The sequence below is a fragment of the Streptomyces sp. 7R007 genome, assembly GCF_054850255.1.
On record NZ_JBTWMV010000096.1, the window covers coordinates 1 to 13,507 of the forward strand.

At 71.2% G+C, this 13,507-nt stretch carries 11 protein-coding genes and 2 pseudogenes; 5 read left to right on the top strand and 8 right to left on the bottom strand.

Translation table 11 applies throughout. From position 1 onward, the window contains the following. Positions 1–139: 139 nt before the first annotated feature. The 5 genes and pseudogenes from ACYF6T_RS43295 to ACYF6T_RS43315 all read right to left on the bottom strand — a co-directional run bounded on the left by ACYF6T_RS43295 (position 140) and on the right by ACYF6T_RS43315 (position 4,185). On the bottom strand, positions 140–1,522 hold the full coding sequence (locus ACYF6T_RS43295; RefSeq protein WP_461703479.1) for an extracellular solute-binding protein: 1,383 nt from the start codon (positions 1,520–1,522) through the stop codon (positions 140–142). Positions 1,523–1,826: 304 nt separating this feature from the next. Beyond that, positions 1,827–2,482 (bottom strand): annotated as a pseudogene (locus ACYF6T_RS43300) (NB-ARC domain-containing protein); the annotation flags it as partial. Between the two features lie 98 nt (positions 2,483–2,580). Next, positions 2,581–3,450, bottom strand: a complete 870-nt coding sequence (locus ACYF6T_RS43305; RefSeq protein WP_461703480.1) for a 5'-methylthioadenosine/S-adenosylhomocysteine nucleosidase — start codon at positions 3,448–3,450, stop codon at positions 2,581–2,583. A gap of 100 nt (positions 3,451–3,550) precedes the next feature. Next, positions 3,551–4,000 carry a hypothetical protein gene (locus ACYF6T_RS43310; protein WP_461703481.1) on the bottom strand — a complete coding sequence of 150 codons (450 nt, stop codon included), beginning with the start codon at positions 3,998–4,000 and terminating at the stop codon, positions 3,551–3,553. Further along, positions 3,994–4,185: a hypothetical protein gene (locus ACYF6T_RS43315; protein WP_461703482.1), complete on the bottom strand. Its 192-nt coding sequence runs from the start codon at positions 4,183–4,185 to the stop codon at positions 3,994–3,996. The genes ACYF6T_RS43310 and ACYF6T_RS43315 overlap by 7 nt, the downstream gene beginning before the upstream one ends. A gap of 108 nt (positions 4,186–4,293) precedes the next feature. Between ACYF6T_RS43315 and ACYF6T_RS43320 the strand changes: the two genes are divergently transcribed. Further along, the gene (locus ACYF6T_RS43320) at positions 4,294–4,878 is read left to right on the top strand and encodes a hypothetical protein (RefSeq protein ID WP_461703483.1); all 585 of its coding nucleotides are present in this window, start codon (positions 4,294–4,296) and stop codon (positions 4,876–4,878) included. Positions 4,879–5,228: 350 nt separating this feature from the next. Here ACYF6T_RS43320 and ACYF6T_RS43325 read toward each other — a convergent pair whose 3' ends face one another. Next, entirely contained in the window at positions 5,229–5,960 is a 732-nt protein-coding gene (locus tag ACYF6T_RS43325; protein ID WP_461703484.1) for a response regulator, read from the bottom strand. After that, a complete protein-coding gene (locus ACYF6T_RS43330; RefSeq protein ID WP_461703485.1) occupies positions 5,957–7,786 on the bottom strand; it encodes a sensor histidine kinase in 1,830 nt (609 codons plus the stop codon). Before ACYF6T_RS43330 ends, ACYF6T_RS43325 begins: the two co-directional genes overlap by 4 nt. A gap of 182 nt (positions 7,787–7,968) precedes the next feature. On the opposite strand from ACYF6T_RS43330, the gene ACYF6T_RS43335 reads away from it, so the two are divergent. Continuing rightward, the gene (locus tag ACYF6T_RS43335; protein WP_461703486.1) at positions 7,969–9,351 is read left to right on the top strand and encodes a cation:dicarboxylate symporter family transporter; all 1,383 of its coding nucleotides are present in this window, start codon (positions 7,969–7,971) and stop codon (positions 9,349–9,351) included. Between the two features lie 74 nt (positions 9,352–9,425). Here ACYF6T_RS43335 and ACYF6T_RS43340 read toward each other — a convergent pair whose 3' ends face one another. Continuing rightward, positions 9,426–10,043: a TetR/AcrR family transcriptional regulator gene (locus ACYF6T_RS43340; protein ID WP_461703487.1), complete on the bottom strand. Its 618-nt coding sequence runs from the start codon at positions 10,041–10,043 to the stop codon at positions 9,426–9,428. A gap of 192 nt (positions 10,044–10,235) precedes the next feature. Here ACYF6T_RS43340 and ACYF6T_RS43345 point away from each other — a divergent pair, with 192 nt between their 5' ends. The 3 genes and pseudogenes from ACYF6T_RS43345 to ACYF6T_RS43355 all read left to right on the top strand — a co-directional run. Then, positions 10,236–11,912: an MFS transporter gene (locus ACYF6T_RS43345; RefSeq protein WP_461703488.1), complete on the top strand. Its 1,677-nt coding sequence runs from the start codon at positions 10,236–10,238 to the stop codon at positions 11,910–11,912. 96 nt (positions 11,913–12,008) lie between these two features. Beyond that, positions 12,009–12,773, top strand: a complete 765-nt coding sequence (locus ACYF6T_RS43350; RefSeq protein WP_461703489.1) for a DUF2127 domain-containing protein — start codon at positions 12,009–12,011, stop codon at positions 12,771–12,773. A gap of 205 nt (positions 12,774–12,978) precedes the next feature. After that, a pseudogene (locus tag ACYF6T_RS43355) lies at positions 12,979–13,507 on the top strand (AAA family ATPase); the annotation flags it as partial.

Genomic DNA, 13,507 nt, shown 5'->3' on the forward strand with positions numbered 1-13,507 from the left:
CGCCCGGGTGAGGGCGCGGAGGAGCGGTGGGGGCGGGGTGCGGGGGCCCGGCGGGCGGGGGCCGGGTGGCCGCCCGCCCGGAGACCGGTCCTTCGTCTTCGCGTGCGGGGCCGCGGCGGTCATCGGTGCGGGCCGCCGTTCACTGCTCTGTGACCTGATTGTTCGTGGCGTCCTTGAGCGCGTCGTCGTAGCCGCTCGCCGCCTTGTCCACGGACGTGTCGCCCGTCGTGACGCCCTCCATCGCCTCCTGGATGGCGGTGGAGACCTTCGGGTACGCCGGGTAGGCGGGCCGGTAGTGGGTGCTCGACACGAGGTCCGTGAAGAACTTGATGCCGGGCTGGGCCTTGGCGTACGAGGGGTCGTTCGCGACGTCCTTCCGCACCGCGATACCGGAGTTGGCGATGTACCACTTCTGGGCGTTCGCCTTCGTCTGCATCGTCTTGATGAAGTCGAAGGCCAGGTCGGGGTTTCCGGCCTTCGCGGGGATCGCCCAGGTCCAGCCGCCCGACATGCTCACCTTGCCCGGGGCCTGGCCGTGCTGCGTCGGCATGTACGCCAGCCCCAACTCGCTGGACCACTGCGGCCATTCGTGGCCGGCGCCGGTCAGCCAGTCCTGCGGCAGCCAGGAGCCGTCCAGGTCGATGCCGAGCTTGCCCTTGGGGAGGAGGTCACCGCGCACGATGGTCTGGATGTTGGGGTCGAGGGCGGTGTCGACGGACGGGCCGAGCTTCTCCTTGTAAACCGTCCGGACGAAGGAGAGGGCGTCCTTGAAGCCCTGCCCGGCGGTGAACCACTTCTTCGACGACTTGTCGTACAGCGGGTCCGTCGTACCGTCGTCGGTGCCGTAGAGCAGCATCTCGAAGCCCTGCATGGTGGCGGCCTCGCCGGCGGGTTTGCCGGTGTAGACGTTGAGGGGCGTGACGCCGGGGACCTTCTTCTTGATCGTGCGGGCGGCGGTGAGGATGTCGTCCCAGTTCTTCGGCTGCCAGTCGGCGGGCAGGCCGGCCTTCTTGAAGACGCCCTTGTCGAACCAGAGCCCGCGGGTGTCGGTGCCGTCCGGGACGCCGTACGTCTTGCCGTCCTCCGCCTTCGCGGCGGTCTTCGCGGTGTCGATGAACTGGTTCCAGTCCGGCCACTTGGCGAGGTAGGGGTCGAGGGGCTTCAAGTACCCGCTGGTGATGTCGGAGTTGATGAGGAAGGTGTCCTCGTAGACCAGGTCGGGCGCGGTCTTGGGGGAGCGGAGCATCTGCTGGAGCTTGGTGTAGTACTCCGAGTCCGGGGCCTTGATGGGGACGAGCTCGACCTTCTTGCCGGGGTACTGCTTCTCGAACTGCTTCTTGATGTCCGCGAGATAGTCGTCCATCACGTGGATCGAGTTGTCCGTGGACTGCTTGAAGGAGACCTTCACGGTGTCCGGGTCACTGCCGGATCCGCCACCGCAGGCGGTGAGAGCGGTGGCGGCGAGGGCGGTGGTGAGGAGGACGGGGAGGAGGGGAAAGGCGGCGGTGGGGCGCACGGGCATGACCTCCTGCGGCTTCACGTCGTTGTGGCGCGGGATGACTGCCCGGTGAACGTAAGTGGAGTGGTCTAGTCAGGTCAATGTGTGTGCGGCGGATTGGGGGTGGGACGCGGATGCGCGCGGTGGTTACTCAGGGAGTCCGGCGGCCCGGACGCGGGCCTGGGATGCTTCGGCGGGTGCGTTGGCGCGGGTGTAGGCGTCCGCGGCCTGAAGGTGGGCGGCGCGGGCCTCGGCGGTGCGGTGGGCTTCCTGGAAGGCACGGGCCGAGTTCTGGAGCGCCCGTCCCTCGCCGTACCAGTCCTCGAACTCTCATGTCGGCCACGAGGGAGGCAATGGCCCGATGGCGTCGCCGCCGCAGCATGCCCGCGGCGATCTGGAGCGCCAGGGGCAAGTGGCCGCAGCGACGGGCGGGTTCGCGCAGCGCGTCCGGCTCCTGCTGCGGGCGCTCGTCGCGTTCGTCGGTGTCGTGCAGAGCCCGCGTCACCAGGGCCACGGAATCGTCCGGGGCGAGTGTCTCAGGCCGATGAGGCGTACCGGCAGCGCGTCGGGACGGTCCCGGGAGGTGACGAGCACCCTGTGGTGATCCGTGCCGGGCAGCAGAGGCAGGAACCGAGACGGGTCCGACGCGTTGTCCAGGATCAGCAGCATCCTGTCCCGACGCTCGGCGAGCAACGCGCGATACACGTCGTACCGGCGCTCGGAGGTCGGCGGCAGATCCCGGTCCCGTACGCCGAGCGCGTCCAACAGGGCCAGTACCGCCTGATCGGCCGTGACCGGGTCGTCGTCGTGGCCGCGCAGGTCCACGAACAGCGTCCTGCCGGGGAACCAGCCCTCCGCGCGGGCCCGGTGAGCCGCTTCCACCGCCAGTGCCGTCCTGCCGATGCCGCCCATGCCGGTGACGGCGAAGATGAGGAGAGGGAGGGCGGCGGAGTCGTCCTCGGCGGGGACGAGACGGGGGAGCAGGCGATCCAGTTCCGCCGCGCGGCCGGTGAAGCCCGGCGGGCGGGGCGGCAGGGTGGCGGTGGCGGGGGGGTACCGGACCGTGGGTGGTGCGCCGACTCCTAGCCCTGCCTCTTTCCGACGACTGGCCCGTAGAAGGTCCCGCCCCTGAAGTCGATGTGGTCTCCGCCGTACGTCGCCCTGTCGTCTCCGCCGTGGCGTTGGGGACCCTCCTCGGAGCCGGCGCGGTCGGTGGACGCACCTTTCCTGGGCCGGAGTTTGCGCAGTACCGCCACTGCCACCGAGGCGGCTTGCTCCGCGGCCTGCTTCTGGGAGCCCGAGGCGTCGGCCTCGCGTTTGCCGTCGTTGGCCCGGTCGCTGATCCCGCGGACGACGACCGCGTCCAACTGCCCGTTCAGATGCGCCGCGTGCGCTGCCCCCGACCCCTCCATCTCGATCGCGGCGGCGTCGTTGTAGTACTCGCGCAGATGCCGGGTGATCTCGGAGCGGGAGTCGGCCAGGACCACGTCGCCGGCGGCGATCGGCTTGAAGTGCGCCCGTACGTCCGGCATGTCCCGCACAGCGGAACGCGCCGCCTGGACAAGGGCGTTCGACCCGTGCCAGGCCTCGGGCCGGACCTGGAAGCCCTGGGGCGTTTGCTTGCCGCCGTGGATGCCGTACACCTTGGTGCCGATGACGACGTCGCCGATGCCGATATCGTCCTTGAGGCTGCCGGCGACGCCGACGAAGAGCACGGCCCGCGGGCGCAGCCAGGAGATGATCTGCGTGGTGAGCGCGGCGGCGTTCACGACCCCTTCGCCCAACTCGGCCACGGCCACGGTGCACTCCGTGCCGTCGAGGCGGCCGTACTCGACCCGGGTTCCGTCCTCGTGGACGAGTTCCTCGCGGTCGGTGAGGTGGGAGCGCACGGCGGTGTATTCGAGCGCGAGAGCGGTGAGGATCACGGCGGTGGGCGACGGTGTGTTCGGCACACTGCGACGGTACTGCCAAGGCGGCGCCATCGGAGGGGAGTTGGGCGTCGGTGCCATGGGCCGGTCAAGCGATTCAGGTGGTTCAGACCGTTCAAACGCTTCAGACGGTGATGAGCCCGATCACGGGCTGCTGTGGGAGTTCCAAGGCGGCAGCGCAGAGCTTCGGTATGTGGGAGTTGCCGGACGTCACCAGCCGGACGGGTGCTGTACACAGGGCCGCGGTGGCGACGACGACGGAATCGACGAGGCATTCGTGGCCATCGAGACCGGTCGCATCCGGGAGACGGCTCGCGGCCTGAAGCACAGTGTCGTCGACCGGCTTCACATCGAACCGCGACAGTACGAAGGCGAGACGCTTGGCGGCCTGCCCTGTGCGGCGGACCTCAAGTGGGGTCAGGGCGGACAGCGCCACACGGCGGCCGTTGTCCTCAGCGGCCTTGATCCGTGTGCGCATGGATTCGTCACCGTCAACGTGCAAGGACAGGACCTGAGCGTCCAGCACCAGTGTGCCTCCGCCCATGATCTTCGCCTTGACGCGTCTGCTCACCATTCGGACTCCGCCTGCCTGAGAGCGTCGTCGCCGACCGGTCCGAAGTCGCGTTCGTCGGCATCGACGACCTCACGGAGCTTGGCCATGGCGAGCCACTGCTCCAAGGCCTCGGAGACGACTGCCGAGAAGCCGGTCATTCCTGTTCTGGCTTCGATTTCCTTTATCAGCGACTGCGGCAGCGACACGGAGCGTTTTCCTGCCCGTTCCGAACACCATGGGTAGGAAAAAAACGCTCCTGGTCTGTAATGATGCAGGTCAGCGCAGGTTCGCGCAGTCGGTGAGGGGACGGTGGCATGGCGGAGCGGGATGTCGGTGTCGGGCAGTTGCTGCTCGCCGAGTACCAGAGCGTCAAGGACGAGCAGAAGGCGCGGATCGGGTTCCGGGACAATCTGCTGTACGTGACGCTGACCGTCGTGGCCGCCGTGATCGCCGCGGCGGCGCAGGCCAAGCAGGCGTCGATGCTGCTCGCGTTGCCACCGGTGTGCGTCGTGCTCGGGTGGACGTACCTCGTCAACGACGAGAAGATCTCGGCGATCGGGCGGTACGTGCGGGACGAGTTGGCGCCTCGGCTCGCCCACCTCGCGGACGGCGGCCGTGAGGTGGAGGTCTTCGGCTGGGAGACGGCCCATCGCGGCGACGCCCGCCGGTCCTCCCGGAAGGCCATCCAACTCGCCGTCGACCTGACCGCCTTCTGCGCGGTGCCGCTCGCCGCGCTGGTCGTGTTCTGGAGCGGCGGCGGGAACGGCGGACTCATCACCCTGTCGGTGGTGGAGGCGCTCGCCGTGGCCGGTCTGGGTGTGCAGGTGGTGCTGTACGCGCGGCCCCCGCGGAGCGCGTCAGCTCCGCCGGCCGCGTCCACCCCGTCAACGTCCGTCTGACGTCGAACCGTTGAGCTACGGCTTGTGGCGTGGATCGGGGGCGGATCGGCACATGAGAGCGGCGTTGCTGACGGCCCTGGCCGAGGGCGCGAGCGGAGACGCGGGGCGTCGGGCGGTCGGGAGCCGGCGCGGGCGGTCGGGCTGGACGCGGTGCCTAGGCGCAGGCGCTGGCCGCGGCGGGGCCAGATCCTCCGGAACCCGGCCGACGTTCACAAGGCAGCTCACCACCCCGCCCAGGCCCGCACCGCCCACCTCCAAGCCGCCGACGCCTTCGCGACCAGGCACACGCCCCCGCCGAAGCCGCCCGAGCCCGCATCTGGGCCGTCGCCCTGACCGACGAACGCCGCCCCCTACCGCCCCCGCTCCCCCCGAACCCACCGGTACTGCAACTCAGGTCGCCCCACAGTCCCGTACTGCGGAGCCCGGGCCGCACGCCCCGCCTCCACCAAGTGCTCCAGGTACCGTCGGGCGGTGATCCGCGAGATCCCCACCGCCTCCGCCACCCCCGCAGCCGTGAGCCCCTCCGCCGACTCCCGCAAAGTCCCCGTCACCCGCTCCAGCGTCGGCCCGCTCAACCCCTTGGGCAGCGCCGCAGGCGAAGGCGCCCGCAGCGCGGCCAGCGCCCGGTCCACCTCGTCCTGCCCGCTCGCTTCCCCCGCGGCCCCCCGGAACTCCGCGTACCGCACGAGCCGGTCCCGCAGGGTCGCGAACGTGAACGGCTTCAGCACGTACTGCACGACCCCGAGCGACACCCCCTCCCGCACCACCGCCAGATCCCGCGCCGACGTCACCGCTATCACGTCCGCCTGATGCCCAGCCGCCCGCAGCGACCGCGCGAACTGCAGGCCGTGCACGTCGGGCAGGTGCAGGTCCAGCAACAGCAGATCCACCGCCGTACGATCCAGCAGCCGCCGCGCCTCCGCCCCCGAGTGCGCCTTTCCCACGGCCACGAAGCCCGGCACCCGGCCGACGTACAGGACGTGCGCGTCGGCGGCCACCGGGTCGTCCTCCACGACCAGCACCCGAATCGGCTGCCGCTGTCCGCCCGAGACCGAGCCCGCCGAAACACCGCCGCCCGTCATACGACACCTCCCGTCACCGAACGACCGACAGCCGCCCCTCCGGCAACCTCGCCCCCAGCGCCCCCGCCCTCAGCAACCTCACCCCCGGCAGCCGTACCCCTGGCAGCCGCGCCCCCGGCAACCTGGCCTCCGGCAACCGCGCGCCCAGCAACCTCGCCCCCGGCGCCCCCGCCCTCAGCAACCTCACCCCCGGCAGCCGCGCCCCCGGCAACAGCCCCCTCCGTCCCCTCCCCCCGCAACGCCAACCGCACCTCGAACTCCGCTCCGCCCCCGTCGGCCTCCGCCACCGACATCGTCCCCCCGTGCCGCTGCACCGCCTGTCGCACCAACGCGAGGCCCAGCCCGCGCCCCCGGCCGCCCGGCTCCGTCGGTTTCGTCGAGAAGCCGCGCTGGAAGACCAGTTCCGCGTGGCCCGGCTCGACCCCGGCCCCCGTGTCCGCCACCCGCAGCACCAGCTCGCTCCCCTCCGCGTACGCCGTGACCGTCACCCGCGCCCGCACGCTCCCCTGTGCCGCGTCCACCGCGTTGTCGATCAGGTTGCCGAGGATGGTCACCAGGTCCCGCGCGGGCAGCGACGGTGGCAGGACGCCGTCGTCCAGCCGGCTGTCGTCCGACACGACCAGCTCCACGCCCCGCTCGTTCGCCTGCGCCGTCTTGCCGAGCAGCAGCGCGGCCAGAACGGGCTCGCTCACCGCCGCCACGACCTGGTCGGTGAGCGCCTGGGCCAGTTCCAGTTCGGCCGTCGCGAAGTCCACCGCCTCCTCCGCCCGGCCCAGTTCGATCAGCGAGACCACCGTGTGCAGTCGGTTCGCCGCCTCGTGCGCCTGCGAGCGCAGCGCCTGTGTGAAGCCCCGTTCGGAGTCCAACTCGCCCATCAGCGACTGCAGTTCCGTCACGTCCCGAAGCGTCACCACCGTGCCCCGCCGCTCCCCGCCCGACACCGGCGAGGTGTTCACCACCAGCACCCGGTCGGCCGTCAGATGCACCTCGTCCACTCGTGGTTCCGACGCCAGCAGGGCGCCCGTGAGAGGTGCGGGCAGGCCGAGGTCGGCGACCGAGCGGCCCACCACGTCGCCGGGGGCGCCCAGCAGCTCCCGCCCGCCGTCGTTGATCAGCGCCACCCGGTACTGGCCGTCCAGCATCAGCAGCCCTTCCCGTACGGCGTGCAGCGCGGCCTGGTGGTAGTCGTGCATCCGGCTGAGCTCGGCCGCGTTCATGCCGTGGGTGTGGCGGCGCAACCGGGCGTTGACGACGTACGTGCCGACCGCGCCGAGCGCGAGGGCGCCGGCCGCGACGCCGAGCAGGGCCGAGACCTGGCCGCGTACCCGTTTGCTGATCGCGTCCACCTTGATGCCCGCGCTGACCAGGCCGACGATGCGGGAGCCGTCCTTGATCGGGGTGACCGCGCGGACGGAGGGGCCGAGCGTGCCGGTGTAGGTCTCGGTGAAGGAATCGCCCTGGAGAGCGCGCTCGATGTTGCCGAGGTAGTGCCTGCCGATCTGGTCCTTGCGGGGGTGGGTCCAGCGGATGCCGTGCGGATCCATGATCGTGACGAAGTCGACGTCCGCGTGCCGCATCACCTTCAGCGCGTACGGCTGGAGCAGGGCGCTGGGCTTCGGGGTGTGGATCGCGGCCAGTACGGAGGGAGCGTCCGCGATCGAGCGGGAGACCGACATCGCCTGGCGGGCCGCCGCCTGCTCGGCCTGCCGTTCGTCGCTGACGTACGTGAACAGCGCGTACCCGGCGACGACCACCGCGATCAGCACGGCCTGCATGGCGAAGAGCTGGCCGGCGAGGCTGCGGGGTCGGGGCAGGGGGATGCGCATGCCGTCAGTGTGCCTCCTCGGTCAATCGTGAACTAAATGAACGGAAGGGTGACCGCCCTCACAGCGCAGGCCATAGTCACCTGCAATCCCCCCGGGCCGGTCCGCATCCGGCCCGACCCCCCACACCCCCGGACGTGAGCCGCACGCCGGTGTTGCCGACGAAGACGTCAAGGAGGGCAGCCGTGGCCGCCAGCACCCCCGATACGGCACCTGCCGCACCCGCCGTGAAGCGGGACCGTACCCATTACCTGTACATCGCCGTCATCGCCGCGGTGGCGCTCGGTATCGCGGTGGGGCTCATCTGGCCGGACGCCGGTGTCGAGCTCAAGCCGCTCGGTACCGGGTTCGTGAACCTGATCAAGATGATGATCTCGCCGATCATCTTCTGCACGATCGTGCTCGGCATCGGATCGGTGCGCAAGGCCGCCAAGGTCGGCGCCGTCGGCGGTATCGCCCTCGGCTACTTCCTGGTGATGTCGCTGGTCGCGCTGACCATCGGCCTCGTCGTCGGCAACATCCTGCACCCCGGCGACGGCCTGCACCTCACCGAAGCCGTCAAGGCCTCCGGGCACGGCCAGGTCGACTCCGAGGCGCTCGGCCCCGTCGACTTCGTGCTGTCGATCATCCCGACCACCTTCGTCTCCGCCTTCACCGAGGGCCAGGTCCTGCAGACCCTGCTGATCGCGCTGCTCGCCGGGTTCGCGCTGCAGGCCATGGGCAGCGTCGGGCAGCCGGTGCTGCGCGGCATCGAGCACGTCCAGCGGCTGGTCTTCCGCATCCTCGCCATGGTGATGTGGGCCGCGCCCGTCGGTGCCTTCGGCGCCATCGCCGCCGTCGTCGGATCCGCCGGTCTCGACGCGCTCAAGAGCCTCGCCGTGCTGATGCTCGGGTTCTACGTCACCTGCGTGCTGTTCGTCTTCGTCGTGCTCGGCGCGCTGCTGCGGATCATCTCCGGGCTGAACATCTTCTCGCTGTTCAAGTACCTCGCCCGGGAGTTCCTGCTGATCCTGTCCACGTCCTCCTCCGAGTCCGCGCTGCCGCGGCTCATCGCGAAGATGGAGCACCTGGGCGTCAGCAAGGCCGTGGTCGGCATCACCGTCCCGACCGGCTACTCCTTCAACCTCGACGGCACCATGATCTACATGACCATGGCGTCCCTCTACATCGCCGACGCCCTCGGTACGCCGATGTCCATCGGTGAGCAGATCCCGCTGCTGCTCTTCCTGCTGCTCGCCTCCAAGGGCGCGGCGGGTGTCAGCGGCGCCGGCCTGGCGACCCTGGCCGGTGGTCTTCAGTCGCACAAGCCCGCGCTGGTCGACGGCGTCGGCCTGATCGTCGGCATCGACCGCTTCATGAGCGAGGCCCGCGCGCTGACCAACTTCGCCGGCAACTCCGTCGCCACCGTGCTGGTCGGCACCTGGACCAAGGAGATCGACAGGGACCGGGTCCGCCAGGTCCTCGCCGGCGAGCTGCCCTTCGACGAGACGACCCTCCTCGACGAGGGCGACCGGCCCCGCGCCGGGATCCCGGAACAGGGTGGCGAGAAGGAACTGGCCAAGGCGTAGCCCCCCACCGCCCCGGGCGGCTGGGTGTCCCCCCGTCGCTCAGCCGCCCGGCCCCTCTCCCCCGGGACAACAGCTCAATCGCTCAGCTTCGCCACCAGCCCGGTGGCCTCGGAGGCGGGTACGCCCGCCGCGGTCAGTAGTGAGACCGCGGCGGAGCGGCCCGCCTCCCGCGCTGCCAGCAGGCCGTCGTTGACCGCCTCCATCACCGCGAACAGCATCTGCTCCTGCACGTAGGCGAGGGCGGGCGCGGGCAGCGGCGAGCTGAAGACGCCCTCGTCCAGGCCGCGTTGCAGCACCTCGGCACACGCCTCGCGCACCGGCGCCAGCCGGTCCCGGATGCCCTGCACCGTCACACTGCGCTGGGCCAGCGCGACCAGGATGCGGTAGCGGTCGGCGATCTCCCACACCGCGAGCGTGCCGCGGGCCACCGCCTCCGCCGGCCCCGCGGCCCCCTCCCGCCCCGCCGCGTGCGCGGCGGCCACCGCCTCGACGGCTCCGTCGACGAGCGTCCCGACCAGCGCCTCACGGCTCGGGAAGTGCCCGTACACCGTCCGTCGTACGACGCCCGCGGCGCGCGCGATCTGGTCCATGGACGCGTCGGGGTCGCGCAGCAGTTCGGCGAGGGCGACGTCGAGGATGCGACGGCGGTTTGCGTCGGCGCGGCTGGTGTTACCCGTGGTCATGGCTGACATTGTGCCTCTCCCGCAGCGACTTGCACAGCACCGTGCAACAGGCGTATATTGCACAGTGTTGTGCAAATGCACAGTGCTGTGCAACCCGCAGTGCATCCGCGCAGTGCGTCCGCACCACGCATCGCCGCTGTGCATCCACCACGCACCCCCGCTGTGCGCGAAACGCTCTCGCTGAGGAAGGCCACCCCTGCCATGCGACTCCTCGTGACCGAACCGGTCGACCACACGACCCGCCTCTATCCGCGGCGCTGGTGGGCCCTGCTCGTGCTCTGCCTGAGCCTGCTGATCATCGTGATGGCCAACACCGCCCTCACGGTCGCGGCCCCCGACATGACCCGCGACCTGGGTCTGTCCAGTGCCGACCTGCAGTGGGTCATCGACGGCTACACCGTGCCGTACGCGGCGCTGATGCTGCTGTTCGGGGCGATAGGCGACAAGTACAGCCGCCGCGGGGCCCTGGCCCTCGGGCTCGTGGTGTTCGGCTCGGGCGCCGTCTTCGGCTCCCTCGCCGGCAGTTCCGCGACCGTGATCGCGGCCCGTGCCGTCATGGGCACCGGCGCCGCGCTGATCATGCCCGCCACGCTGTCCCTGCTCGCCGCCACCTTCCCGCGCCGCGAACGCGCCAAGGCGATCACCCTGTGGACCGCCACGGCGGGCCTCGCGATCGCCGCGGGCCCGGTCGTCGCCGGCGCGCTGCTGGAGCACCACGGCTGGTCCTCCACCTTCCTGATCAACGTGCCCGTCGCCGCCGTTGCGCTCGTCGCCGCCTTCGTCCTCGTCCCGCCGTCCCGCGCCGCCCACCGCGAGCGCATCGACCACGTCGGCGGACTGCTGTCGGTGGTGTGGATCGGCTCGCTGGTCTACATGATCATCGAAGGCCCGCACTTCGGCTGGGGTGCCCGGGCCGTCACCGCCGCGGTCGTCGCGGGTGCCGGCCTGGTCGTCTTCGTGCTGTGGGAGCTGCGCCACCCGCGCCCGGTGCTCGACGTCCGCCGGTTCGCCGGACGCCGGTTCGCCGGCTCCAACCTCGCCGTCGCCCTCTTCTTCCTGGCCGTCTTCGGCGCCTTCTACTACCTCACCCAGCACCTGCAGTTCGTCCTCGGCTACGACGCCCTCGGCACCGGCCTGCGCATGCTCCCGCTCGCCGGCGCGGTCTTCGCCGGCTCCGCGCTGACCGGCTGGCTCACCCCGCGGGTCGGCATGAAGTGGACGGTCACCGCGGGCATGGTCGGCGGCACCACCGCCCTCGCCCTGCTCACCCAGGTCGACTCCGGTTCCTCGTACGGCGACTTCGTGGCCCCGCTGGTCATCCTGGGCCTGGCCATCGGCCTCGCGCTCTCGCCCTGCACGGACGCCATCATGGGCTCCTTCCCCGAGTCCGGACTCGGGGTCGGCGGCGCGGTGAACGACACCTCGATCGAGCTCGGCGGCTCGCTCGGCATCGCGATCCTCGGCTCGCTGCTGGCGACCTCCTACTCCGGCCACCTCGCCGACGCCACCGCCGGCGGCAAGCTCCCCGCCGCCACCCTGGCCACCGCCCAGGACTCGGTCGGCGCCGGCTACGCGGTCGCGCAGGGCATCGGCGACAAGGCGCAGCGGCTCGCCGAGCAGGCCGCGCGGACCTCCGACCCGCAGCAGGCCACCCAGCTGAAGGCGCAGGCGCAGCAACTCGCCCAGGGCGCCCGGCAGATGGCCGACGCCGTCTCCTCCTCCTTCTCGGACGCAGTCGCCCACACCAGCCTGGTCGGCGCGGTGGTCCTGGGCATCGGCACCGTGCTGGTGGCACTGCTGCTGCCGCGCGGGCGGACGGCGGAGACGGACGCCGCCGAGGAGCAGGAGAAGGAACTGGTCGGCAGCGGAGTGAACTGACCGCCCCCGTTCCGTCGTCCCTCAGTGCGATGCACTACCGTGCCGTGCCGGATCAACCGGCACGGCACGGACGTACGCGCGATGGAGGCACGGGGGATGAAGATCGACTGGGACCGGCGGACGTGCGCCCGCAAGGGGCACGTCACCTACGCGCCGGACGACCCACGGCTGCGGGTGCGGCTGCACGCCGACACCGCGCTCGGCGAGGTGTGGCGGTGCCTGCGCTGCGGCGACTTCGTGCTGGGCGAGCCGCACGGCTCCGGGCCGGCCGCCGAGGCGCCGCTCGTGCCGCGCGGCAAGGTGCTGCGCGACCTGTTCATCCTGCGCTTCCTGGCGGTCGAGCGGGCCGTGCGGGGCGTGTTCATCGTGCTGGTCGCGGCGGCCGTGTGGAAGTTCAGCAACAGCCAGGACGCGGTGCGCCGGCTCTTCGACGAGTACCTCGACGTCTTCCGGCCCGTCTTCAAGCACTTCCACTACGACCTCGACCACTCGCCGGTCGTCGGCACGATCCAGAAGACCTTCGGCTACAAGCACTCCACGCTGGTCCTGGTGGCCGCGCTGCTGCTCGCCTACGCGCTGATCGAGCTCGTCGAGGCGGTCGGCCTGTGGTACGCCAAGCGCTGGGCGGAGTACCTGACGGTCGTCGCCACGGCCGCCTTCCTCCCGCTGGAGATCTACGAACTCACCGAGCACGTCAGCTACTTGAAGATCGCCACCCTGGTCCTCAACATCCTCGCCGTCCTCTACATCGCCCTCGCCAAGCGGCTGTTCGGGCTGCGCGGCGGCCGCAGGGCCTTCGAGGAGGAGCGGCAGAGCGCGTCCCTGCTGGAGGTCGAGGAGGCCGCGGGAGTCCCCGTGTAGGGCCGCGGGTTCAGGCCCACGGGCCGGTGATCTCCCGCAGCAGCGTTTCTCGGCGCCTGTCGGCCGCGGTGCCTGTCGGTCTCGGTGCCCGTGGGCCGCGTCGGTCGTTTCGTCGTAGCCGCCCCGAATGCTTTGACCCGTGCGCTGGTCGGGGCCCAGGGTGGAGGGTCTCGGGGGGACCACGACCGCACGCACGGAGGCGTCCATGGGGGAGTCCGACGGACCGGAGATCGTCAGCGCCCGCGAGTACGAGGCACGGTACGGGGCCGGACGCGAGCCCTCGCCGCTGTCGATCGAGGAGATCAACGGGCTGTTCCACGAGTTCCTGACGGCCGTCGCCCGCCCCCGGCGCCGGGACCCGGACGCCGACGGGACGCGCGACCTCAGCAGGCGGCTGCGCGAGCACCTCGGGACCGCGCCCACCGACCGCCCCGTGGTCAAGGCCGCCTACCCGCCCTACGACCTGCCCAACGTCCACCTCGCCCTGGAGCGCTGGTTCGCCCCCGAGCACCGCTCCTACGAACTGGTCGGCATGCGCGGCGCCCAGCACCACGGCGACCTCACCCTCGGCGACATCCTCGAAGCCGCCGACCGCTACGACCGGTTCGTGCTCGGCGCCGTCGACTACGCCCACCTGCCCGTCTCCCCGGACGCCGAACTGGCCTGCGTCTCCTGCGGGTTCTACCTCGGCGCGGACGGCGGCGAACGGTTCGCGATCCTGCTGCGCGGGCCCG